We start from the raw sequence: 23,391 nt of genomic DNA on the forward strand, positions 1-23,391 counted from the left end.
GCTCGTCGATGACTTCGTCACTCCTCGCGGCCGAGGAGGAGACGCAGTCGAACGATGAGGGGGCCGTCAGTGCGCGATCTCTTCCTGGCGGACGAACATGTTGCCCCAGGCGCGGTCGATCAGCTCGGGCGTCATCTGGTAGGGGATGTTCTCAAACTCGCAGACCGCGATCATCTGGTCGATCAGGAACACCGGCTGGTAGTTGGCATAGTTGTTCTGGATCGTCGGGAACCTGACCTTCATCAGGTGCATCAGCGCCGTTTCGTCCAGCGGCATCTTCTTCTTGCGCGCGACCATGGCGAAGATCTTCAGGAAGTTCTCCTGGCTGGGGCCGTCGATCTTGATCTTGAAGAAGATCCGGCGCAGCGCCGCGCCGTCGAAGATCTGGTTCGGGTGGAAGTTGGTCGAGAAGATCACCAGCGTGTCGAAGGGCACGGTGAATTTCTCGCCCGACTGCAGGGCCAGGATGTCGCGGGATTCCTCCAGCGGCACGATCCAGCGGTTGACGATCTTCTGCGGCGGCTCCTGCTGGCGGCCGAGGTCGTCGATGATGAAGATGCCGCCGGTGGCCTTGAGCTGCAGGGGCGCCTGGTAGGTGCGGGCGGTGGGGTTGTAGTTGAGGTCCAGCATGTCGAGGCTGAGTTCGCCGCCGGTGATGACCGAGGGGCGCTCGCAATAGACATAGCGGTTGTCGAAGCGGTTCGAGGTGCGGCGCAGCGAGTTCGGGTCGTCCACCGCGGCCTCGGCGGCGGAATGGACGATCGGGTCGTAGACGCTGATGATCTGGCCGGAATATTCGATCGCGCGGGGGACATAGACCTTGTCGCCAAGCGCGGCGCGGATGCCGTGGCTGATCGAGGACTTGCCGTTGCCCGGCGGGCCGTAGAGCAGGATCGAGCGGCCGGAGGTCACGGCGGGGCCGAGGTTGTCGATCAGGTCGGGCGGCAGGATCAGGTGGCCCATGCCGGACATCAGCTGGTCCCGGTTCAGGCGGATGTCGCGCACCGACTGGCGCTTGATCTGCACGCCATACTGATCCAGCGGTACCGGCATCGCGCCGTAGTATTCGGACTGCGAGAGGGCATCCAGCGCGCGCGCCTTGCCGGCATCGGTCAGCTCGTAGCCCATCTCGTTGCCGGCATTGGCATGCAGCGTGCCGGTCGCGGTCAAAAGCTTCTGCGACCGGGCGAGGTCCACCAGTTCCTGGGTCAGCGGCACCGGCAGGCATATCACCTTGGACAGTGCGGAGACCTGGTCCTGGTTGGTGCGGAACATCGACTTCAAGAGGATGTCACGCATCATCACGGTCGAGAGGCCGGTATCGGCCAGCGACCGGGGCGAGGGTGGCGGCGTGACGCCGGACACCGGGGCTTCAGCGTTCATTCGACAAGCTCCGTGGACAATCGCGGCAAAGGGCTTTGATTTGAGTCTTAGGCGTAACTTGTGTCAGACCTGTGGCCAGATGGCGGCAACAAGATAGATCACGACCATGGCCGAAAGCGCCACGCCGAAGGGCATGATGCGCCAGTGCCGGAAGCCGACCCACTGGTCCGAGGCGCGGCTTACGGCGGGAATCAGGCGGACCAGCTGCACGGCAAGGGTGGCGCCCAACATGCTGAGGGCGATGAGGATCAGCACCTCGCCGATGGGCGCGCCGACGAAGACCGGCGAGATCGCGGCGGCGAACTTGCCGTCGCCGCCGGGAAAGCGGAACAGCGCGAAGGCGAGGTAGGCGATCAGGATCCCGATCCCGAGGAAGGCGAAGCCCCAGAACCAGGCGGTCCAGGTCGGCACGGCGAGCCAGCCAAGAAGCGGCCAGACGGCGGCCATCGCCATGACCGCCCTGTTCGGGATCTTGAGGCGCTTGAGGTCGCTGAGGGCCGCCCAGATCGCGATGGGCAGCACGGGAACCAGCAGGATCAACGCTCCGGTCGGGGTAATCATTACAGCTTCACATTGGAATCGAGGGTTTCAAGGCTGCGTGCCGCAGCGTCGAAATACTGCGGATGCGTGTCGATCGCCTGCTGCAACAGGCCCTTGCCCACCGCGACATCGCCCTGCTTGATCGCGGCGAGCCCGAGGGAATAGAGGAGCTCCGCCCGCTCGGTCTGGGTCATGCGGACCACGGGCAGGTCGTATTTGCGCTGGGCGGCGCGGGCGAGGACGAGGTTGTTCTTGGCGGTGAACATCGACGGGTCGTAGGTCAGCGCCTCGGTGAACAGCTTCTCTGCGCCCGCCGCGTCGCCCCGGGTCAGCTTGGAAAAGCCCCAGTTGTTCAGCACGCTGGCCGGCCGCGTGGTCAGGCCGGTGGCGGTCTCGTAGAAGCTGTCGGCCTTCTTCCAGTTCTTGTCGGCATCGGCCACCATCGCCTCGAGCCGGTAGCGGTCGAAGCTTTCGTGGGTGGGCGGGATCTGGTTCAGTTCGGCCTTGGCCTCGGCCCATTGGTTCGAGCGGATCAGCGCGTCGGCCAGCATCACCCGGTCATCGGCCACCGCCTCGGGATGGGCGACGACCTGGCGCCAGACCTGCGCGGCCTCGGTCGGTTTCTGGGCGCGGGTCAGGGATTTGCCGAGGCCGCGCATCAGGTCGACGCGGCCGGGGTTGTCCTGGACGGCCTTGGTGAAATAGGCCACCGCCTCGCCGGGGTCGGCGACGGTGAGCATCACCTCGTTCAGGTTGGATTCGTCGATGACGTTGATGTCCTTCATCGCCCGCTTGACCTGCGCGTCGGAATTGTTCTGGCAGGCGGACAGGGCGAGGGCGCTGCCGAGGCAGAGCATGACAAGACCCGGGTGGCGCATCTTGGGCGTCCTTTTTTCAGACTGCTCGTTGACTGCTCGGGGTCCCGTCTAGAGCTGGGTGAGAAGGACGTATTTGCCCTTTTCCTGCCGGACGAGGCGGAACCCGCCTTCTTCTTCTTGGCTGGGATCATACACCGCCGATTCGCTTCGGGCGATAGCAAGCTTCAGATTTTCGCGGATCGAGTCCGTTTGGCCACTGTCCAGCGCGAAGGCCTGCTGGAAATAGATCCGCGCCTCGCCGAAATTGCCGCGTTCCATCAGGACGACGCCAAGGTTGTTCAGGGCCGGGACGGAGCTGTTGTCCTGCTCGACCGCGCGCCGCAGGATCTGCTCGGCCTGGCCCAGGCGCCCCAGCGCGAGGTTGGCCGAGCCGATGGCGGAAAGGACATCGGTGGTGATCCCCTCCTCGCCGGCGGCGCGGAGATAGGCCTTGAGCGCCAGTTCGGGCTGTTTCGCCTCCATCAGCCGGTGGCCGACCATGAGGCCATCGACCGCCTCGCCGCGCGGATCGACGCCGTAGGGCTGGTTGCGCGAGACGCCCGACCCGGGGGTGCAGGCGGCCAGGGCGAGGGGGATCAGGAGGAGAAGGGTGCGCATCAGCGCGGCCGGGCCGCCGTCACATGTTCCCGAGCATTGTTGCGATGCCATAAAGCGACGGACCGATGAGGATGACCAGAAGGGGCGGGACGGTGAACAGCATTGTGCCAAGGGTCAGCTTGGTCGGCAACATGTTTGCCTTTTCCTCGGCCCGCATGATCCGTTTGTCGCGCATGTCGGCGGAATAGACCCGCAGCGCCTCGGCGACCGAGGTGCCGAAGGTCGCGGACTGGACCAGCGTGGTGACGAAGGAGGCGACGTCGGGCACGCCCACACGCTCGGCCATGTCCTTGAGCACCGAAGTGCGGTCCTTGCCGGCCTTGATCTCTTGCGCGACCATCTCGAATTCGTCCGCCAGCGCGGGATAGGCGGCGCGGCTTTCCTTGCCGAGGCGGATGATCGACTGGTCAAGCGACTGCCCGGCCTCGACGCAGACCAGCATCAGGTCGAGCGCGTCGGGGAAGCCCTCGATGATCTCGGTCCTGCGCTTCTCGACGCGCTTGTCGACCCAGTAGCGCGGGATGAAATAGCCGACGAAGCAGGGGATCAGGGTATAGAGCACCAGCGACTTGCCCGAAACCTCGGCCGTGTAGGACTGGATCAGGGCATAGACCGCGCCGACCATCAGGAAGCTGACGCCGAGGATGAACTGCATCGCATGGAACATGCGCACGGCGTTCTTCGAGTCGTAGCCCGCCCGCAGCATCTTGAGCTTGGCGGCCGAAAGCTCCTCTTTCTTCTGCGGTTCGAGGAAATGGGCGAATTTCTCGAGCTTGTCGAGGCGCCCGGCCTTGCGCAGGGCGCGCTTCTTGTCCTTGGTCCCGGCGGCGGGCTGCACCTCCTTCAACTCGCGGAAGCGGTCGCGCTGCTTCTTCATCACGGTGGGCAGCGCGATCAGGATCAGCAGGAGGCCGAGCAGGCCGATCGCCAGAAGCGGGCCCAGCGGGCCGAAACGGTCGGTCAGGAAGGACAGGGCAGCATCCATCGCGGGCCTCAGACCTTAATGTTGGTCATCATCTTCATGTAGATGATGTTGATGATCAGGAAGACGACGACGAAAAGCGCGGCCGGAATGAAGGCGGCGGTTTCCTTCACGTCGTCGTAATAGTCGGGGCGGACCACGGTGATCAGGATCAGCGCGCCGATCGGGAAGGCCGAGAGGAACATGCCGGACCATTTCGCCTCGGCGGTGATGGCGCGGACCCGGCGGAACAGCTTGAAGCGGGCGCGGATCACCTTGGCGAGGCCCTCCAGGATCTCGGCCAGGTTGCCGCCCGATTGCTGCTGGATCGACACGGCGACGGCGAGGAAGCGCAGGTCCTGGCTGTCCATCCGCTCGGCGAAGGCCTTGAGCGATTCGGTCACGTCGCGGCCATAGGCGGCCTCGTCGGCGATCACGCCGAATTCCGAGCCCAAGGGATCGGGGATTTCCTTGGCGACGATGCCGATGGCGGTCGAGAACGGGTGGCCGACGCGCAGGCTGCGCACCATGAGCTCGATCGAGTCGGGCAGCTGCTCCTCAAGCAGGTTCATCCGCTTCTTGGCCTTGCTGTTGACCCAGTAGTAGACCCCGCCCACCCCCATCACCGCGCCAAGCGCCAGCCGGACCGGCAGGGCCGCAGGGGTGAAGACGCTGAGCATCATGAAGGCCAGCACCGAGACCATCGCCATCACCCCCATCAGGGCCTTGGGCGAGAAGGCGATGTTCGCCCGCTGCGCCTTCTTGGCGAAGACCGAGTAGAGCGGGATGCTTTTCGAGTTCAGGTGCTGGTTCATCTCCTTGCGGAGCTGTTCGAGCACCTGCTCGCGGTTGGCGTTCTTTTCCAGAAGCGCAAGCCGGCGGCTGAGGCGGTTGTTCAGGCTGATCGACTTGCCGAAGGCGGTCAGATAGACGCCCTCGACGATCACCACGACGGCGACGAAGATCAGGATATAGATGAGCGGCTCGATGCTGATCTGCATGGGGGGCCTCAGATGATCGGTTCGTAGATCGAGGCCGGCAGGTCATAGCCCCACTGGCGGAATCGGTCCGAGTAATAGGACCGCAACCCGGTGGCGTTGAAGCGGCCGATGATCTTGCCCGAGGGCTCGACGCCGAGGCGTTCGAAGCGGAACACCTCCTGCATCGAGATGACCTCGCCCTCCATGCCGGTGATCTCGGTTACCGAGGTCATGCGGCGGGTGCCGTCCTGCAGGCGGCTGGCCTGGACGATCAGGTTGACGGCGCTGGCGATCTGGCTGCGCATGGCCTTCAGCGGCATCTCGATCCCGGCCATGGCGACCATGTTCTCAAGGCGGCTGATCGCGTCGCGCGGGTTGTTGGCGTGGATCGTCGTCATCGAGCCGTCGTGGCCGGTGTTCATCGCCTGCAGCATGTCGATGACCTCCTCGCCGCGGGTTTCCCCCACGATGATCCGGTCGGGACGCATACGAAGCGCGTTGCGCAGGCAGTCGCGCTGGGTGACTGCGCCCTTGCCCTCGACGTTGGCGGGGCGGCTTTCCATCCGGCCGACATGGACCTGCTGGAGCTGGAGTTCGGCCGTATCCTCGATCGTGAGGACGCGTTCGTGGTTGTCGATGAAGGAGGAGAGCGCGTTCAGCGTGGTCGTCTTGCCCGAGCCCGTCCCGCCCGAGACGATGATGTTCAGCCGGCAGGAGACGGCGGCCTGGAGATAGGCGGCCATCTCGTCGGTGAAGGCACCGAAGCGGACCAGGTCCTCGATCTTCAGCTTGTCCTTCTTGAACTTGCGGATCGAGACCAGCGAGCCGTCCACCGCGATCGGCGGGATCATGCAGTTGAAGCGGCTGCCGTCCTGCAGGCGGGCGTCGCAATAGGGGTTGGATTCGTCGACCCGGCGGCCCACGGCGCTGACGATCTTGTCGATGATGCGCAGAAGGTGGCGTTCGTCGCGGAAGGTGACGTCCGAAAGCTCCAGCCGGCCGGCGCGTTCGACGAAGATGCGCTTCGGGCCGTTGACCAGGATGTCGTTGATCGTCTCGTCCTTCAACAGCGGCTCGAGCGGGCCGAGGCCCATGACCTCGTCGTAGAGTTCCTGCGTGAGGGCGAGGCGGTCGTCCTTGTTCAGCGCGACCGACATCTCGTCCAGCGCCTCGGTCGCAAGCGAGGCGATCTCGGTGCGCAGCTGCTGCTCGGAGGCGGATTCCAGGGCCGAGAGGTTCAGGTCTTCCAGAAGGCGCTTGTGGATCTCGACCTTGAGCTCGGTCAGGCGTTCCTTGCGCTTCTTTTCCTTGTCGGCCGCCATCGCCTCGGCCGGGTTGCGCTGGGGGACGGCGACGGCGGGGCGCATCGTGCTGGCCGGCTTTTCCGCCGGGGCCGTGGCGCCCGGGTTGCTGGCGGGCGTGTTGTTCTTGAAACGGCTAAACACGGATCAATCCCCCTTGATCAAGCCTTGGCGGACTCGGTCGCCTTGTTCACGTCGTACAAGGACTTGGCGAGTTTCTGCAGTTCCTTGCGCAGCGGGTTCTTGGCCGCGCTTTCGGCGATGGGCAGGCCGTGGTCATTGGCCTGGGTGATCTGCTCGCCGCCGTCGGGCAGCTGCACCTCGATGACGATGTCCAGGCTTTCCGCCATGCGCTTGACGCGGGCCTTGGCAGAGAGGTCGGTGAACTTGGGCGCGCGGTTCAGGATGTAGCGGACCTTTTCGTGCGGCAGCGCCTCGGCCTTCAGGGCGCGGATGAAGCGCAGGATGTTCTGGGCCGAGCGCAGGTCGAGTTCCAGGAGCGCGAAATAGACATGCGCCCGGGTCAGCACGGCCTCGGTCCAGGAGACGACGGTGGAGGGCATGTCGACGATCACGAAGTCGAAATTCGCCTGCGCGGTGTCCAGGATGCGGCCCACGTCATCGGGCGTGATCATCTCGAGCGGCAGCATGTCGGCCGGAGCGGTCAGCACGTGCAGCTTGTCGTTGAAGGTCTGCATCGACTTCATCAGGCTGTCGGCATCGAGGGCCGCGGTGTCGGTAAGGACCTCGAGCACGGCCTCCTTGCGCGACAGGTCGAGATAGGTGGCGATGGCGCCGAACTGCAGGTCGAGGTCAAGCACGCAGACACGCGTGCCCTCGCTGTCGGGAAGCGTGGCCAGCTCCCATCCGAGGTTGGCGGCGAAAGTCGAGGCGCCGACCCCACCCGCCATGCCGTGCACGGGCAGGATCACGCCGTTGCGGTCGCCCTTGGGGCGCAGGTTGGGGTTGAAGGTGCCGGTTTCGGGGTCGAAGCCGGGGGGGACGACCGGATCGGGCCGGCGCAGGCGCTCGATCGCCTCGTGCAGCGAGCCCTCGGGCAGGGGGTAGGGGACGAAATCGTCGGCGCCGAGCTTCAGCATCTGGTGCAGGACCGAGGGGCTGACCTGGTTGGCGATGAGCAGAACCTTGATCTTCTTGGCCTTGGCCGCCTTGATCACGTCGTTCATCTTGGACAGTTCGCTCTCGTCCTCGCTGTCGACGGCGATGGCGACGAACTGCATTCCGGTGCTGTCGGGCTGCTTGAGGAAGACAAGCGCATCCTCGAAATTGAGATCGCCCCAGGCTTCGCCCAGCTCCTGCTCCATGTCGTCGATCAGAAGGTCGAATCGCTGCACGTCGCGGGAAATCGTGCAGGCGAGGATCGGGGCGGGATCACTGTTTACGGTGGGCTTGCTTGTCATCTCGCTTTACGTCCTTTCAGCACGGTACCGTAAGACATTGAACTGGCGTCGGATGTCGCAGCATGACGGGAAGCGACCACGACCATTGAACGGAACGGCCCGCACTTTTCTTACATGGGCGACCTTGGTCAGGAATGGTGGCGATATTGGGGCCAAAAATGCCTGATTCTGCGGTTTCACCACGAACCGGAAACGAAAAGGCCGGGCAGATGCCCGGCCTTCGCGCAAGGGGATGTTCCGCCTCAGCCACCCGGCGCAATCGTGGAGGTTTCGGCCACCTTGCCGCCCGGCACCGCGCTGGCGACGTATTCGCGCCAGATGATCGCGGCGTATTTGCCGTTCAGCACCAGGGGATGCGACTCGACGAAGCCCGAGACCTCGGTCACGGTGCGGCGGTTGCGCTCCTCGGGCTGGTTGGTCTGCACGATCGGGCGCGTCTTGCCGTAGCTGACCACCGCCTCGAGACGGGACCGCGAGATCCCCTGGGCGGTGAGATAGGCCACGGCGGCCTGGGCCCGGCGCAGGCCGAGTCGCTGGTTGTAGGCGGCCGAGCCGACGAGATCGGTATGGCCGTAGACCCGGAAGCGGACCTCGGGGAACTGGCGGATGAAATGCGCCTGCCTGCGCAGGATCGCCTTGGCCTCTTCATCCAGCGTCGAGCTGTCGAAGGCGAAGTTGATGGTGTCCGGCACTTCGGCATTGAAACGCTCGGCCAGGGCGACGGTATAGCTGATCTGTCCGGTCTGGATCAGCGTGTTGTTCATCGTGGCATTGCCGAACTGGCCCTTGTCCAGCTGGGCACCCGCTTCGCTGTCGAAGCTGTTGGTGTATTCGGCCCCGCAGGCGGTCAGCGCGAGGAGCGCGGTGGCGGCAAAGAGCCGGGGAAACATGGCGGTCATCGTCTTACTCCATCACATAGCCGTAGGAGGTGGAGAAGTCCTGACGGGCAACCTCGCCCACAGCACCGCTGTTCGCCGATTCGGCCACCGAGCCCAGCAGGAACAGCTCCCGCTCGGTCGGGATCCGGATCCGGTCGGTCGGCAGGGCCAGCGCCTCGCCCGAGACCGGGGTCACCAGATGCGGCGTGACGATGACGACGAGTTCGGTCTGCGCCCGCTGGTATTCCGAGCTGCGGAACAGCGCGCCCAGCACCGGGATGTCGCCGACCCAGGGCAGCTGCGAGTTGGCGTCGCGGAAATCGTCCTGCAGGAGGCCCGCGATGGCGAAGCTCTGCCCGTCGCGCATCTCGACCGTGGTCGAGGTGCGGCGGGTGCGGAAGGCCGGGATCACCGTGTCGTTGCCGGTGGAGATGCCGTTCGCGGTGTCGATCGAGGAGACGGCCGCGTTGATCGTCAGGTTGATGATGTCGCCATCGACGACCACCGGGACGAAGTTCATCTCGACGCCGAAGGGGCGGTATTCGATGGTGATGCCACCGGAATCGGATTCGCCGGGCACCGGATATTCGCCGCCGGCAAGGAACTTGGCTTCCTGGCCCGACAGCGCGGTCAGGTTCGGCTCTGCCAGGGTGCGGACCATGCCTTTGGCTTCCAGCGCCTCGATCAGGACGCCGAATTCAAGGCCGCCGATCGTGCCGCCGCCCTGGATGCCGCCGGCGATGCCGGGGCGATAGGTGAAGTTGCCTCCGTTCACGCCGCTGCCGAGCAGGGAGCCGGTTTCGCCGCCGAAGCGGCCGCCGTCGCCGAAGGTGAGCGAGGAGGACAGGTTCTTGGTGACGGTGCGGTTCATCTCGGCGAAGCGGACCTTCAGCATCACCTGCTGCGTACCGCCCACCACCATCAGGTTCGACACCCGGTCGGGCGCGTAGCGGTTGGCCAGGTCGAGCGCGCGGTCGAGCTTGGCGGTCGAGGAGACGGTGCCGGACAGCACGATGCCGTCATTGGCGGTCCGCACCTCGATCCGTTCGCCCGGCAGGATCTGCTGCAGGCGCTCCTTGAACTCGGCCACGTCGGGCGTGACCTGCACGTCCACGTTCGAGATCAGCTGCCCCTCGGGGGACAGAAGCGTGAGCGTCGTCCGCCCCGGCGCCTTGCCGAGGACGTAGATCGAGCGGTCGGACAAGGTGGAAATGTCGGCAATGCCGGGGTTTGCAATCGAGAGTTCCCCGAAGGGGACGTCGCTTTCGACGACGACAGCGCGGTTCATCGGAACGGCGAGGACGTCGGAGGCCTGGCCCTGCATGACGCGCAGGACCTCGGCATTGACCGGGGTCAGCGCCGTGGATGCCGCAAGCACCCCCAGGTAGCCCGCAATAACGAGTCGTTTCATGTTCATGTGATCTGCCCTTTCGACCACGCCTCGGTTGGGTCTTGTACTGCCCTTGATGGCGTCACGATGCCGGAGAGGTCGATTTTTTGCAAGAATCAAGTGGTTGGATGGGTTTCTTGATGTGGATTAACTGCAACACGCGCAACTTCTTGGAAAAGCAAAGGGGCGCAGCCCCATATGATGTGGCCGCGCCCCTGACGAAATCGGGCAGAAATCAGTCGGTGCAGGGGATGACGGTCTCGATCAGCTCGCCGCCCTTGCGCGACTTGATGGTGCAGACCCGCTCGGCCTGGGGGGCGGGCGCGGCCTCCTCCTCGACGATGCCGAGCATGGATCTGGTGTTGACCTCGACCTGGCCCTCGATCGCGGCGGCATTGGCGCCGACCAGCGAGAGCGACAGCTTGCCCGAGCTTTGCGCCTGGGTCAGGCGGGCGACCTGTTCGGGGCTCACGGCGACAGTCACCGACCTTGCGACCGTGTTGCCGGTCATCTGGCCTTCGTCGATCTTGCTGTCGACGGCGATGATCTGCACCGAATTCTCGATCAGCCGGGTGACCTCGCCGTCGGTGCCGCGCACGCTGCCGGTCCAGTAGATGTCGACGAAATCGTCCGGCTTGACGAAGGCCGAGACGCCCGAGGCCACGCCGACGCGGATCGCGAAGGCGCGCTGGCCGGGTTGCAGCTTGGCGGTGAGGTTGGCGAGTTGCCCCGGTTCGGTCAGGCGCGAAGCAAGGACCGGCTCGAACGCCTCGGTCGGGCGCATGATGTAGCGCGGGCCGGGGGCGTTTTCAGGGAAGAGGACGGCCTTGTCGCGGAAGATGGTGGGCGGCAGGGCCTTCTCGGGCCAGTAGATCAGCTGGACGTCCGCTTCGGTCAGGGCGTCGCCGTATTTCAGCGGCTTGGTAAAGACGAAGACCTCGACCAGCTTGCCGGCCTTGGCGTTGAATTCGCGCTCTTTCTGCAAGAGCGCCTCGGTCCGGGCCATGTGCTGCTGGATCAGGTAGACGGCGGCCCCCGCCAGCGCCATGCCGACGATGAGGACCAGTCCGAAAATCGCGCGCATTCGCATCCCCTTCGTGGGCTTGGGAAAAGGTTTGGACGGTGATTCTAAAGTGAAAGGGGCGCCCCATCAAGCTGATGGAAGGGCGCCCCCGATGCGGTCTGGCCGGATCCGTCAGCGGTTCGCGGCCTCTTCCAGGTTGCTACCGGCTTGGCCGACCTGATCGCCGATCAGTATGGCCATGTCGCCGACGGCGCGGGCGATCGGCGGCATCACCACAATCCCCAGGATCACCACGCCCGAGGTGAGGACGACCCAGTCGACCGTCACCGCCCCGCTTTCGTCCCGCAGAAAACGTTTGAACCGAGTCATGTCGCACTCCAGAACCTGCGGCCCGGATCCCCCGCGCCCTTGGGTCCATCCTTGCGGTGGAATGAGGCGAAACTTCAGCAGACTTTGGACAATTCGGCGTTTTGTGGGGGCAAACGGCAGCGGTCCGCCGAAATGGGAAGGGCCACGCTTCCGACGGAAGCGTGGCCCGGAGCGCCAGGGTGCTGGCGCAAGCGAATTAGTTGTTCAGGGCGTCGCTGGCCGCACCCATGCGGCTGCCGGCGTTGCCGACTTCGTCGCCGATATCCGCCGCCAGGGTCGAGACGGCCGGAGCGACGAAGTTGAAGACGACGAGGCCGAGGGTCACGACGGCGGCGGTCAGGACGACCCAGTCAACGGTCACGGCGCCGGTTTCGTCGTTCAGGAAAGCGGTGAACTTGGTCATGATCTTGTCCCTTTCGGAGGTGTTGCACTGTTACTTACAACCGCTTCGGGGGTGGCTCTCTGTCCCGTGTCCCGCTCGGTATGGCCTTATAAAGCCCCTCAATCGTGGCAGCAGTTGGGAGGGAGGCCGAAGTTTTCGGGCCATTTCCGGGAAATGGGAGAAAGACCCGCAAGCTATTGATAATACATGAAACATTTCTTTATCAGAGGTTAATCCCAGGAAGCCTGGACCGTGCTTTTCGGGTCGAATTTGGCGGAAATGCCATGATTGTAGCCCAAAATCGCTGGTCGAACCCCTTCGAAGCTGCGATTCCTTCCGGCAATGACAACGAGGCGAGCAGGCCCGATCATGGACATGACCTCCCGGACGGTCGCAGTGATTCTCTGCGTCCTTCTGCCCGGCACGGCGGCGGCAGAGGACCATACGTTCAAGCGCATCAAGGTGGGCGACAGCCAGCCCGGCAAGCGCATCACCGTGCAGATCGACCCCGAGGAGCAGGCGCGCTACCTGGCCGCGCTGCCGAAGGTCGATCCGCATCCCAAACCCTCGCCGGACCTGCCGCCGGTCGGGGCCGACAGGCCCGAGGGTAGGGCGGCTCCGGCCCCTGCCTCCTCATATGCTTGGTTCTGGGACAAGGTGCCGCCAGGCCTGAGCGAGGCGAGCGGCCGCTTCGACCTGGCGCTGGCGGCGCTGGCCCAGGGGCCGGATGGCACGGTGGTGGGCGCGCCCCGGATGCAGCATCTGCAGTCGGTCGCCGACCGCTATGGCAAGGATATCCTGCGCGCCACGCTGGACACGAGGGTCTCGCCCGCGCTGGTGCTGGCGGTGATCGGGATCGAGAGCGCGGGGCGGACGGATGCGGTCAGCCATGCCGGGGCGGTCGGGCTGATGCAGCTGATCCCGGCGACGGCCAGGCGCTTCGGTGTCGATGATTCGACCGATCCGGTGCAGAACATCGCGGGCGGGGTCGCCTACCTGGACTGGCTGATGCGCGAGTTCGACAACGACCCGCTGATGGTGCTGGCCGCCTATAACGCGGGCGAGGGCGCGGTCCGGGCCAACCAGGGCGTGCCGCCCTATGCCGAGACGCGGGACTATGTGCCGAAGGTGCTGGCCGCCTGGCAGGTGGCGCAGGGCCTCTGCCTGACGCCGCCCGAGCTGGTGACGGATCCCTGCATCTTCCGGGTGATGACGGCCGGCGGCTAGGTCGTGGACCCATAGGCTCGCCGAAGTGCCGGAGCTTGGGAAGAGCCGCTCGACCGGGTTGCGCTGGCGGCAGCCCGCGCCCGCCCGCCCATCGCGTTGATCCTGGCGCCCAATCCACCACGAGAGCGCCCGAGGGCGTGATCCGCGCCCCTTTTGCCCGTGGCCGCCTGCTGGTGGGCCGGATGATCGAGCTGTCGATCGAGAACAGGCTGTCGGGCGATTTCTCGGCCAGTCCCCGGCTGGACTGGCCGGGGCCGGGCTCGGCGGCCTTGTCTGACCAGGCCGCAACCCGCGACCTGTTGAGGCCCCTTGGCGCGGCCCGCCGGGCGGGCGTCGATCTGCTGGAGTTCGGCGGCGGGGCGATCCGGCTGGTCCAGAGGTCAGCCCTTCGCGCCCTGGCCACGGGCATAGATGTCCTCGTAGCGGATGATGTCATCCTCGCCCAGGTAGCTGCCGGTCTGGATCTCGATCAGCACCACCGGGACGCGGCCGGGGTTCTCCATCCGGTGCACGGCGCCCAGCGGCACATAGACCGACTGGTTCTCGGTCAGAAGCCGCGCCTCGCCGTCGATCGTGACCCTGGCGGTGCCGGACACCACCACCCAATGCTCGGCCCGGTGGACATGGCTTTGCAGGCTCAGCGCCGCGCCGGGATGCACGACGATCCGCTTGACCTGGAAGCGGTCGCCGAGTGCCAGCGTCTCGAACCAGCCCCAGGGGCGATGGTCGCGCGGAAAGATCTCGGCCTGGCGCGCGCCCCTTTGCTTCAGCGCGGCGACCGCCTCCTTCACTTCCTGCGTGCGCGAGCGGTCGGCGACCAGCACCGCGTCGGGCATGGCGACGACCACGGTATCGCTCAGCCCGATCCCCATGACATGCATCGCCTCGGTCTCGGACCAGATCAGGCTGCCCGAGCAATCCATCGTGGTGACGGCGCCATGCGTGGCCAGGCCCTGCACCTCGGCCGCGCGCCAGACCGCGTTCCAGTCGCCAAGGTCGGACCAGGCGCCGTCGAAGGGCACCACGTCCAGGTTGTCCGCCCTTTCCATCACCGCGAAATCGACCGAGATGTCGCGCGCCTTCTCCCAGGGGCCGGCGGCCAGGCGCAGGAAGCCCAGGTCCGCCCGCGCCTCCCGCACGGCTTCGGCCACCGGGGCCAGAAGTTCCGGCGCATGCGCCTCGAAGGCGGCTTTCAGGGCGGCGGCCGACATCAGGAAGATGCCCGCGTTCCACAGATAGCGTCCCTCGGCCAGCATCGCGGCGGCGCGTTCGGCGCAGGGCTTCTCGACGAAGCGGACCAGCGGCTGCGCCCGGCCGCTTTCGGGCAGGGCCGAGAGTTCAAGCCAGCCATAGCCGGTCTCGGGCCGGTCGGGCCGGATGCCGAAGGTGACGATCCGGCCCGCCTGCGCCTGCGGCATCCCGGCGGCCACGGCGGCGCGAAAGGCCTCGCGGTCCGGGATCTCGTGGTCGGTCGGCATGACCAGCATCAGCGCCCCGGGGTCCGAGGCCAGAAGCTGCAGCGCCGCCGCCAGGATCGCCGGCGCGGTGTTGCGAGGCGAAGGCTCGATCAGCACCGCGCCGGGGTCGATCCCGGCATGGGCCAGCTGCTCGGTCACGATGAAGCGGAAGTCGGAATTGGTGACCACGACCGGCGCCGCGACCCCCGGCGTCCCCGCCATCCGCGCCGCCGCCGCCTGGAACAGCGTCGTCTCGCCGGTCAGCGGCACGAACTGCTTGGGAAAGCTCTTGCGCGACAGCGGCCAGAGCCGCGTGCCGGAGCCGCCGCACAGCAGGATGGGATGAAGCTCTGGCATTGGACGATCCGCTCCACGGGGTTCCTGACATCCCGGCGATGTTAAAGCGGAAGGCAGGCAGTTCAATGGAATAACCGTGGAAGGATCGGGGCAGGGCCCCGGATGCCGGACGCCCGGCCGGCCGGGCGTCCGGTTCCCGTCAGGCCCGGCGCAGCAGGTTGGTCAGCCACAGAAGCGCGCCCACCAGGATCGCGCCCTCGAAGATCGGAAAGATCGGCCCGATCGTCTCGGCCGGGACGCTGCCGCTCATCATCAGGAACAGCCCGATCAAGAGGCCGAGGCTGCCCAGCTGGTGCAGCCAGAAATGCAGCCGGGGCAGCAGCCCCTCGGCCAGCGCCGGGATCAGCCGGTAGGCCAGCCCGAAGACCGTCATCAGGGTGAAGCCCAGCAGGTTGATATGTGCATGCACCGGCGCAAGTTCGTGTTTGCCGCTGGCCCCCATGTATGAGCCGAGGAGAATGCCGATCAGAAGATAGACCGCACCCGTCAGAAGAAATCCGCGCGAGATGTTCATGTCCGTCCCTTTGGAAAATGCGGGTCTTCCTGCCCGCGGCGACAGGGTAGACCCTTCGCCGCCCGCACCAAAGAGAATTATTCCAATTCTTGAATTGGACGGTCCCGCAGCGCCGCCAGCGCCGCGCGGGTAGAGGTCACGACATGGGCGAAGCGGTCGCCGCCAAGATGCACCCCGCCGTACCAGCGGGTGACCACGACGATTTGATCGACCAGCCCCTCGCGCTCCAGCATCTTCAGGATCACCGCCCCGGCGCCCGCCTCGCCGTCGTCGCCCTTCAGCGGACCCTCGCCCGACAGGACCGCGGCCCAGCTGTGATGGGTGGCCTTGGCGAACTTGCGCCTCTGCCGCAGGGTGGCGAGGAAAGCCTCGATCCCGGCCCGGCCCCGCACCGGGCCGGCCGAGGCCGCATAACGCGAACCGCGGTCGCGCAGGATGTCTTCCAGGACGATCATCGGGCGATACTGCCACGGCGCGCGGCGGGATGCAGCCCCCCTCGGGGGAAAGGGCGGCGCCCGACCGGGATGCGGTCAGGCGCCGCAGGTCATGCGCGGGGCCAAGGGAAGAAGCCCGGGAAAACGCGCAAGGAATTCACGAGACGAGGGCCTCGATCCGGGCCTTGTTCGGGCAGAAGCCGGGCATCGAGCTCGCACTCGCCGAACGCGCCAGCCAGGCCTCGCAATCGGCGCTCCGGCGGCAGGCGGCGCAGCGGGTGACCAGATCCTCCAGCTCGTCGCGCTGCAGCCAGCCCTCGACCACCGCGCGCGGCAGGTTCACGCCCGAGATGCGCGCCATTCCCCTTGTCAGCCACCAGGCTTTCGGTGCTTCCGGATACCCGATCATCCTCGACCCCTCCATCTGCAATCAGGATGCGCCGGTATGACCTTCCCTGCCTTGACGCAGATCAAGTGCCGCGCAACCGGCGCACCGTCGCCAGCACCATCGCCTTGCGCTCGGCATTCGGCGGATGCGAGCCGAGGAAGCGGTCGCCGGGATCGGGCAGCCGGTCGAAGAAGCCGGTGCCGCGCAGCGGATCGTAGCCGGCGAGAAGGGCGATCTCGGCCCCCATCGCATCGGCCTCCAGCTCGAAATCCCTGGAGTAGCCCCGCGCCGCGACCTCGGCCCCCATATCCTGCGCCGCCCGCACCTCGTCCGGCGTCAGCCCGCTGGCCTGGGCCAGCACCCCGGCCAAGAGCGCGCCGGACAGCGCCTGGTCCTTGCGGCGCGGGATATGGCCCGCGATGTGATGCGCCGCCTCGTGGCCCAGGACGAAGGCCAGCTCGTCGGCGTTGCGCGCATCGCCGATCAGCGCCAGCGTGAAGCCGATCACCGGCCGGCCGTAGCTGTCCAGCGTCTGGAAGGCATTTGGCGGCTGGCCCGGCCGGTCGTCCACCACGATGCGGAAGTCGCAATTCCCCGCCACGCCGCGCGCCCGGCACTGCGCCTCGGCCACCGGCTCGACCCGGGCCACCACCGTGAGGAAGCTCCTTGCCGCATCCTCGGCGGCAAGACGCGGGGCAGGGGGCTCGGCCATCGGGACGGCGGGGGGCGGGGAATAGGCCGGCACGCAGCCGCCCAGCGAAACCAGCAGGGCGGCGATCAGGGGCAGGCGCATCGGAAAACCTCGGTCGGGGACGGCGGCAGGGTAGCAAATCGCCCGGCGGGGGAAAGCCCGCCTCACGCAGCTGTCATGCCTTGCCGGGCGCGGCCCATGGCGCTAGCCTTCCCCCATGTTCACCATCGAGCACGAATTCGACGCCACCGTGATCACCCTCGTCGACGACGGCGAGGAATTGCCGCTGATCGAGGATGTGACGATCGCCGCCTTCGAGGATTGCGTGACCCTGGAACAGCTCGATCCCCGCACCGAGGAGGTGTCGCGGATCACCCTGTCGCTCAGCCAGGTCCGCGACCTCGCCGCTGCGCTGAACCTGCCCGAGGGCAGCTACCGGCTGGAACGCAAGCCGGACTAGTCCAGCCGGAACAGCTTGTCCCGCGCCGTGGCCCCCCGCAGCAGCGTCAGCCGCGACTTGGCCACGCCAAGGGCCCGCGCCAGCGCCACCCGGGCGGCCTCGGTCGCGCGGCCGGCCTCGGGCACCTCGGTCACGGCGATGCGGATGACCCCGCCGGCCAGCTCCAGCCCGGCGCGGCGGGCGTTCGGGGTGACGCGGACGGCGAAGGTCGCGCCGGGCAGGGCGAGGTGCGAGAGGTCGGACATGCGGGAGTGGTGGCCCGGGCACTCCGCCGGGGCAAGGGCAAAAGTTTTCGAAAAATTTTGCAAAATCCTTCGAAGGATTTTGGCCCCCGGCCGCCCCCGCGCGTCCCTCTGGCCAGCGGCGCGCCCGCCACATAGGCTGCCCGCAAAGGGAGACACGCCATGACCACCGCCTTCTTCACCGACGAACGCTGCTTCTGGCACGGCGGCGGCAACTATGCCTTCACCCTTCCGGTCGGGGGCTTGGTGCAGCCCCTGGCCGGGGGCCTGCCCGAGAACCCCGAGACCAAACGCCGCCTGCGGAACCTGGTCGAGGTCACCGGCCTTGCCCGCCACCTCGCGGTCCAAAGCGCCGATCCCGCGACCGAAGCCGACCTCCGCCGCGTCCATCCCGAAAGCTATCTCTCGGCCTTCAGGGCGCTCTCCGACGCGGGCGGGGGCGAGCTTGGCCTGCGCACCCCCTTCGGCAAGGGCGGCTACGAGATCGCGGCGCTTTCGGCCGGCCTTGCGACCGCTGCCCTGCGCGCCGTCCTCACCGGCGCGGCCGCCAATGCCTATGCGCTGTCCCGCCCGCCGGGGCATCATTGCACCACGGATTTCCCCAATGGTTTCTGCCTGCTGAACAACATCGCCGTGGCGATCCGGGCGGCCCAGGCCGAAGGTCTTGCGCGCCGGGTCGCCGTGGTGGACTGGGACGTCCATCACGGCAACGGGACCGAGGCGATCTTCTGGGACGACCCGGATGTGCTGACGATCAGCCTGCACCAGGAGCACAACTATCCGCTCGATACCGGCGGGGTCGAGGCGCAGGGCGGCCCGAACGCCCCCGGCGCCAACCTCAACCTGCCGCTGCCGCCCGGTTGCGGCCACCAGGCCTATCTGCACGCGATGGAGCGGGTGGTCCTGCCCGCCCTGCACCGCTTCCGCCCCGACGCGATCGTGGTCGCCTGCGGCTATGACGCCTCGGCCGTCGATCCCCTGGGCCGGATGCTCTGCACCGCCGGGACCTTCCGCCTGATGACCCGCCAGCTGATGCGGGCGGCCGACGCGCTCTGCGATGGCCGCCTCGTCCTGGTGCACGAGGGCGGCTATTCCGAGGTCCATGTCCCCTTCTGCGGCCATGCCGTGCTGGAGGAACTGTCCGCCGCACCCGTCAGCGCCCCCGATCCCCTGGCCCCGACGCTGGAGAAACGCCAGCCCGACGCCCGCTTCGACGCCTTCGCCCGCGGCTGGATCGAGGGGGCCGCCCGCGCGCTGGGGTTCTGACGCTCTCGGCCATTTGATGCCACGCGCCCGGCGGCTGCTTGGCAATCCGGCGCGGCGGGGCCTATTCTGGAGCAAAGCAAGAAAATCCGGAGGGCGGGCATGCGCTGGATCATCCGTGTCGGACTGGGACTGGCGGTTCTGGTCCTTCTGGCGCTGGGCCTCACGGCCATGGTGCCGTCCGAGCGCGTGGCCGCCGCCGCCGGCGCGCAATTCGAAAGCCTGACCGGGCGCAAGCTGGTGCTGCAGGGCGAGGTCCGGCCGCGCTTCTGGCCCAATCTCGGCGTCACCACCGGCCCGGTCAGCATCGCCAACGCCGACTGGGCACAGGGCGAGGCACCGCTCTTCACCGCCGAAAGCCTGTCGATCGACGTCAATTTCGGCGCCCTCTTCGGCGGCGAGGTCCACATCCTCGGCCTCTCCGCCGACCGGCCGCAACTGAACCTGGAACGCAGCCCCGAGGGCCGGGCGAACTGGGTGTTCCAGGCGCAGGGCGACGGCACCGTCCCCGCCGCCGCCCCCGCCTTCACCCTGGACGAGGGCCGGATCACCGGCGGCAGCATCCGCTTCGACGACCGGCAGTCGGGCCGGGTGATCGCGCTGGATGCCGTCGAGGGACGGCTCTCGATCCCCGAGGTCTCGGGGCCCTTCACCCTGTCCGCGACCGGGCTTTCCGGCGGGCAGAAGGTGGCGCTCGACCTTTCCGGCGGGGTGTTCTCGACCTTCGCCATGGGGCGCGTGGTGCCGCTCCGGCTGGCCCTCGCGGCCGGCGGCTCGCGGCTCGACTTCGACGGGCGCGGCGGGATCGCCCCCCTGGTCGCCGAAGGCGCGCTGCGGGCAAACCTCGCCGATCTGCCGGCGCTGGGCGGGCTTCTGGGCACCGCGCTTGCCGCCCCCGCGCCCGGCCTCGGGCAGAAGGCGCTGACCGTCGCGGGCAAGCTCACGCTGGACGGCACCGGCACCGCCTTCCTGCGCGGGGCCGAGATCCTGGCCGATGACAATCGCCTGACCGGCGACCTCGACCTGCGCCCCGGCGAGGCGCGGCCCAAGCTCTCGGCCGAACTGGCCGCCGCCCCGATCCGCATCGTCCCCGGGGGCGGCATGGGCGATGGCGACGCGGGCGGGATGCAGGCCGCCGGCTGGCCCGAGGCCGAGATCGACGTCGGCGCCCTGGCCGCGATGGATGCCGAGATCGCGCTTTCCGCGCCCTCGATCGACCTCGGCGTCCTGACCCTCGGCGCGACCCGCGCGGTGATCACCGTCGAGCGGGCGCGGGCGGTGTTCGACATCCGGCAGATGGAGGCCTATGGCGGCTCGGTCACCGGCGACTTCGTGGTCAACGGCCGCGGCGGCCTCTCGGTCGGCGGCAGGCTGGCCCTGGCCGGGATCCAGACCCAGCCGCTCCTGTCCGACCTCGCGGGCTATGACCGCCTGCTCTCGACCGGCAATCTGGAGCTGAAATTCCTCGGCGTCGGCAATTCCATCGCCGCGATCATGGCCAGCCTCGAAGGCGAGGGCGCGCTGGAACTGGGCAAGGGCGAGCTTCGCGGCCTCGACATCGGCGGCATGCTGCGCACACTGGACACGGGCTATGTCGGCGAGGGGCAGAAGACGATCTTCGACGGCCTGGCCGGGACCTTCACCATGGCCGAAGGCGTGCTGACCAACCGCGACCTGAAACTGGTCGCCCCCTATCTCACCGCCTCGGGCGCGGGCGAGATCGGCCTTGGCGCCCGCACCCTCGACTACCGCATCCGCCCGACCGCGCTCGCGGCCGAGGACGGGACCGGCGGCGTGATGGTGCCGCTTCTGATCACCGGCCCCTGGGCCGCGCCCCGCTTCCGGCTGGATCTGGAAAGCATCGCCCGCGAGAAGATGGAGGCCGAGGCCAAAGCCGCCGCGGAACGCGCGGCCGAAGCGGCAAAGGCGGCCGAAGCGGCGGCGAAGGCGGAACTCGAACAGCGCCTGAAGGACGAGCTCGGCGTCGAGGTCGCCCCGGAGGAGAGCACCGGCGATGCCGCGATCCGCGGCGCGACCGAGGCGCTGGAAGACCAGGCCCGCAAGGCGCTGGAGGAGATCCTGCGCGGCGAGTAGGGCCTCAGCGCCGCCGGTCGCGCCGGGCGCTCATCGGCTGGAAGGCCACGCCGACATGGGCCTCGCAATAGGGCTTGCCGGGCAGGCTGGGCAGGCCGCAGAACCAGAAGTCGTCCGTCGCCGGATCGCCGATCGGCCATTTGCAGGTCCGCTCGGTCAGTTCCATCAGCGTCAGCTTCCGCGCCCGCTTCTCGACCTCGCGCACCGAGGCCAGCGCCTCGGGGCTGATCTCGTTCAGGCTCGGCTGCGGCGGCAGCGGCTGGCCGGCCGGGACGATGGCCTTGCGGACCGGCAGCGGCGTGACATTCGACACCGGCGCGGCCGCGGCGGCTGCCGGGGCGGCGGGCGAAGCCGGGGCCGGGCGCGGAGCCTCGGCACGGGGGGCGGCGGGCTCGGGCCGCGCCACGGGGTCCGGCCGGGGGGCGGCCGCGGCCGGGGCGGGGGTGGCCTGCGCCTCCTCTTCCTCCTCCTTGCCGCCGACGCGGTTCGACAGGCCCAGCCGGTGCACCTTGCCGATGACCGCGTTGCGGGTCACGCCGCCAAGCTCCTTGGCGATCTGGCTGGCCGACTGGCCCTCGCCCCACATGCGCTTGAGCGTCTCGACGCGCTCGTCGGTCCAGGACATCTTGCTCTCCGGCTGGTCATTGACCGGCCCATACTATCCGCGCCGGGGCAGGGGCCGCAAGGGCGGCTGAACCCGGACGCCGCCGGGGAAAGACGCCCCTCCCGGCCGGGGCCCGGTGAAATTCCGCTTTACCGCGCCGATCCGCCCCGCTATGCCAGCGCCATGACCGCCTGGACCCGATACGCTGCCACCCTGCGCCGACGCAACCGCGTCTGACGCCGCGCAGCCTTCCGCCGTCATCCGCGCCGATCCCGGCGCACTCCTTCCCTCCGTTGACTCGGCCCCTGCCCTCGGGCACCCATTGGCCATATCCGTTCAAGGACCCCTGCCATGATCCCACCCGTCCTGCCGACCTACAACCGCGCGCCCCTCGCCTTCGTGAAGGGCGAGGGCAGCTGGCTGACCGCCGAGGACGGGCGGCGATACCTCGACCTCGGCTCCGGGATCGCGGTGAACGCGCTCGGCCACGCCCATCCCGCACTGGTCCAGACCCTGACGGACCAGGCGCAAAAGCTCTGGCATGTGTCCAACGTCTACACGATCCCGGAACAGGAACGGCTGGCGCAACTCCTGACCGGGAACAGCTTCGCCGACACCGTCTTCTTCACCAACTCCGGCACCGAGGCGGCCGAGCTCGCGATCAAGATGGCCCGCAAGTTCCATCACGACGCCGGCCACCCCGAGCGCACCGGGATCGTCGCCTTCGAGGGCGCCTTCCACGGCCGCTCCACCGGCGCCATCGCGGCCGCCGGGTCCGAGAAGATGGTCAAGGGCTTCGGCCCGCTGATGCCCGGCTTCGTGCATTTGAAATGGGGCGACAGCGAAGGGGCCCGCGCGGCGATCACCAACGACACCTGCGCCGTGATCATCGAGCCGATCCAGGGCGAGGGCGGCATCCGTGTCGTCCCCGACGCCGAGCTGAAGCTTCTGCGCGAGCTCTGCGACGAGACCGGCACGCTCCTGATCTTCGACGAGGTGCAATGCGGCATGGGCCGCACCGGGCGGCTCTTCGCGCATGAATGGGCGGGCGTGACCCCCGACATCATGATGGTCGCCAAGGGCATCGGCGGCGGCTTCCCCCTGGGCGCGGTGCTCGCCACCGAACGCGCCGCCTCCGGCATGACGGCGGGCACCCACGGCTCCACCTACGGCGGCAACCCGCTCGGCTGCGCGGTGGGCGCCAGGGTCGTCGAACTGATCGCCGACCCCGCCTTCCTGGCCGAGGTCGCCCGCAAGGGTGCCCTGATGCGCCAGGGCCTGGAGAGCCTGGTCGCGCGCCACCCGGCGGTCTTCGACTCCGTCCGGGGCGAGGGGCTGATGCTCGGCCTGAAATGCAAGCCCGCTCCCGCCGACGTGGTGAAGGCCGGCTACGAGGCCGGCGTCCTCACCGTCGCCGCCGCCGACAACGTGCTGCGCCTCCTGCCCGCGCTCAACATCCCCGACGCCGACATCGCCGAGGCGCTTGCCCGCCTCGACCAGGCCGCCGTCCGACTCGAAACCGCCCAGTGATCTTCCTCTTGGTGCAAATACTCCAC

The 23,391-nt window shown here is 67.7% G+C and carries 25 protein-coding genes; 5 read left to right on the top strand and 20 right to left on the bottom strand.

From position 1 onward, the window contains the following. Positions 1–66 precede the first annotated feature (66 nt). The 13 genes from I7S92_RS16510 to I7S92_RS16570 all read right to left on the bottom strand — a co-directional run bounded on the left by I7S92_RS16510 (position 67) and on the right by I7S92_RS16570 (position 12,125). Entirely contained in the window at positions 67–1,383 is a 1,317-nt protein-coding gene (locus tag I7S92_RS16510) for a DUF8689 domain-containing protein (RefSeq protein WP_197646375.1), read from the bottom strand. A 63-nt stretch (positions 1,384–1,446) separates the two neighbouring features. Next, positions 1,447–1,944 carry an A24 family peptidase gene (locus tag I7S92_RS16515; protein ID WP_197646377.1) on the bottom strand — a complete coding sequence of 166 codons (498 nt, stop codon included), beginning with the start codon at positions 1,942–1,944 and terminating at the stop codon, positions 1,447–1,449. Further along, positions 1,944–2,801 carry a tetratricopeptide repeat protein gene (locus tag I7S92_RS16520; protein WP_197646379.1) on the bottom strand — a complete coding sequence of 286 codons (858 nt, stop codon included), beginning with the start codon at positions 2,799–2,801 and terminating at the stop codon, positions 1,944–1,946. The genes I7S92_RS16515 and I7S92_RS16520 overlap by 1 nt, the downstream gene beginning before the upstream one ends. A 48-nt stretch (positions 2,802–2,849) precedes the next feature. Further along, complete coding sequence (locus I7S92_RS16525; protein ID WP_386003107.1) at positions 2,850–3,398, bottom strand: tetratricopeptide repeat protein; 549 nt, start codon at positions 3,396–3,398, stop codon at positions 2,850–2,852. A 19-nt stretch (positions 3,399–3,417) separates the two neighbouring features. After that, entirely contained in the window at positions 3,418–4,383 is a 966-nt protein-coding gene (locus I7S92_RS16530; protein ID WP_197646381.1) for a type II secretion system F family protein, read from the bottom strand. Positions 4,384–4,391: 8 nt separating this feature from the next. Then, entirely contained in the window at positions 4,392–5,360 is a 969-nt protein-coding gene (locus tag I7S92_RS16535) for a type II secretion system F family protein (RefSeq protein ID WP_197646390.1), read from the bottom strand. A gap of 8 nt (positions 5,361–5,368) precedes the next feature. Beyond that, the gene (locus tag I7S92_RS16540; RefSeq protein ID WP_354001342.1) at positions 5,369–6,784 is read right to left on the bottom strand and encodes a TadA family conjugal transfer-associated ATPase; all 1,416 of its coding nucleotides are present in this window, start codon (positions 6,782–6,784) and stop codon (positions 5,369–5,371) included. 17 nt (positions 6,785–6,801) lie between these two features. Further along, positions 6,802–8,061, bottom strand: coding sequence for a CpaE/TadZ family protein (locus I7S92_RS16545; protein ID WP_197646392.1), 1,260 nt, complete (start codon positions 8,059–8,061; stop codon positions 6,802–6,804). Positions 8,062–8,303: 242 nt separating this feature from the next. Continuing rightward, the gene (locus I7S92_RS16550) at positions 8,304–8,960 is read right to left on the bottom strand and encodes an OmpA family protein (RefSeq protein WP_197646394.1); all 657 of its coding nucleotides are present in this window, start codon (positions 8,958–8,960) and stop codon (positions 8,304–8,306) included. Positions 8,961–8,964: 4 nt separating this feature from the next. Continuing rightward, the gene (locus I7S92_RS16555; protein WP_197646396.1) at positions 8,965–10,356 is read right to left on the bottom strand and encodes a type II and III secretion system protein family protein; all 1,392 of its coding nucleotides are present in this window, start codon (positions 10,354–10,356) and stop codon (positions 8,965–8,967) included. A 208-nt stretch (positions 10,357–10,564) separates the two neighbouring features. Next, a complete protein-coding gene (cpaB, locus tag I7S92_RS16560; protein WP_197646398.1) occupies positions 10,565–11,413 on the bottom strand; it encodes a Flp pilus assembly protein CpaB in 849 nt (282 codons plus the stop codon). A gap of 111 nt (positions 11,414–11,524) precedes the next feature. Beyond that, entirely contained in the window at positions 11,525–11,722 is a 198-nt protein-coding gene (locus I7S92_RS16565; protein ID WP_197646399.1) for a Flp family type IVb pilin, read from the bottom strand. 196 nt (positions 11,723–11,918) lie between these two features. Continuing rightward, positions 11,919–12,125 carry a hypothetical protein gene (locus tag I7S92_RS16570; RefSeq protein ID WP_197646400.1) on the bottom strand — a complete coding sequence of 69 codons (207 nt, stop codon included), beginning with the start codon at positions 12,123–12,125 and terminating at the stop codon, positions 11,919–11,921. Between the two features lie 354 nt (positions 12,126–12,479). Here I7S92_RS16570 and I7S92_RS16575 point away from each other — a divergent pair, with 354 nt between their 5' ends. Next, positions 12,480–13,331 (top strand): lytic transglycosylase domain-containing protein, encoded by an 852-nt coding sequence (locus I7S92_RS16575; RefSeq protein ID WP_197646543.1) that lies wholly within the window; start codon positions 12,480–12,482, stop codon positions 13,329–13,331. A gap of 380 nt (positions 13,332–13,711) precedes the next feature. On the opposite strand, the gene I7S92_RS16580 is transcribed toward I7S92_RS16575, so the two are convergent. The 5 genes from I7S92_RS16580 to I7S92_RS16600 form a co-directional block, all read right to left on the bottom strand. After that, positions 13,712–15,145, bottom strand: coding sequence for a mannose-1-phosphate guanylyltransferase/mannose-6-phosphate isomerase (locus I7S92_RS16580; RefSeq protein WP_197646402.1), 1,434 nt, complete (start codon positions 15,143–15,145; stop codon positions 13,712–13,714). A gap of 139 nt (positions 15,146–15,284) precedes the next feature. After that, positions 15,285–15,659, bottom strand: coding sequence for a hypothetical protein (locus tag I7S92_RS16585; RefSeq protein ID WP_197646403.1), 375 nt, complete (start codon positions 15,657–15,659; stop codon positions 15,285–15,287). A 77-nt stretch (positions 15,660–15,736) separates the two neighbouring features. Then, on the bottom strand, positions 15,737–16,114 hold the full coding sequence (locus tag I7S92_RS16590) for a YigZ family protein (protein WP_197646405.1): 378 nt from the start codon (positions 16,112–16,114) through the stop codon (positions 15,737–15,739). 136 nt (positions 16,115–16,250) lie between these two features. Beyond that, positions 16,251–16,502 carry a DUF6455 family protein gene (locus I7S92_RS16595; protein WP_197646408.1) on the bottom strand — a complete coding sequence of 84 codons (252 nt, stop codon included), beginning with the start codon at positions 16,500–16,502 and terminating at the stop codon, positions 16,251–16,253. Positions 16,503–16,563: 61 nt separating this feature from the next. After that, complete coding sequence (locus I7S92_RS16600) at positions 16,564–17,274, bottom strand: M48 family metallopeptidase (protein ID WP_197646409.1); 711 nt, start codon at positions 17,272–17,274, stop codon at positions 16,564–16,566. Positions 17,275–17,389: 115 nt separating this feature from the next. On the opposite strand from I7S92_RS16600, the gene I7S92_RS16605 reads away from it, so the two are divergent. After that, positions 17,390–17,632 (top strand): DUF8831 family protein, encoded by a 243-nt coding sequence (locus I7S92_RS16605; RefSeq protein ID WP_197646411.1) that lies wholly within the window; start codon positions 17,390–17,392, stop codon positions 17,630–17,632. Here the strand turns inward: I7S92_RS16605 and I7S92_RS16610 are convergent. Further along, the gene (locus tag I7S92_RS16610; RefSeq protein ID WP_197646413.1) at positions 17,629–17,877 is read right to left on the bottom strand and encodes a DUF167 domain-containing protein; all 249 of its coding nucleotides are present in this window, start codon (positions 17,875–17,877) and stop codon (positions 17,629–17,631) included. The genes I7S92_RS16605 and I7S92_RS16610 overlap by 4 nt on opposite strands. 159 nt (positions 17,878–18,036) lie before the next feature. Between I7S92_RS16610 and I7S92_RS16615 the strand changes: the two genes are divergently transcribed. Next, complete coding sequence (locus I7S92_RS16615; RefSeq protein WP_197646415.1) at positions 18,037–19,140, top strand: class II histone deacetylase; 1,104 nt, start codon at positions 18,037–18,039, stop codon at positions 19,138–19,140. A gap of 99 nt (positions 19,141–19,239) precedes the next feature. Beyond that, positions 19,240–21,231, top strand: coding sequence for an AsmA family protein (locus I7S92_RS16620; RefSeq protein ID WP_197646417.1), 1,992 nt, complete (start codon positions 19,240–19,242; stop codon positions 21,229–21,231). A 4-nt stretch (positions 21,232–21,235) separates the two neighbouring features. Here the strand turns inward: I7S92_RS16620 and I7S92_RS16625 are convergent, their stop codons facing one another. Continuing rightward, positions 21,236–21,856: a GcrA family cell cycle regulator gene (locus tag I7S92_RS16625; RefSeq protein WP_197646419.1), complete on the bottom strand. Its 621-nt coding sequence runs from the start codon at positions 21,854–21,856 to the stop codon at positions 21,236–21,238. Between the two features lie 330 nt (positions 21,857–22,186). On the opposite strand from I7S92_RS16625, the gene I7S92_RS16630 reads away from it, so the two are divergent. Then, positions 22,187–23,365 carry an aspartate aminotransferase family protein gene (locus I7S92_RS16630; protein ID WP_197646421.1) on the top strand — a complete coding sequence of 393 codons (1,179 nt, stop codon included), beginning with the start codon at positions 22,187–22,189 and terminating at the stop codon, positions 23,363–23,365. Positions 23,366–23,391 lie beyond the last annotated feature (26 nt).

Origin of the sequence: Tabrizicola soli, from assembly GCF_015999335.1 — a bacterium.
Taxonomy (GTDB): Bacteria; Pseudomonadota; Alphaproteobacteria; order Rhodobacterales; family Rhodobacteraceae; genus Tabrizicola; species Tabrizicola soli.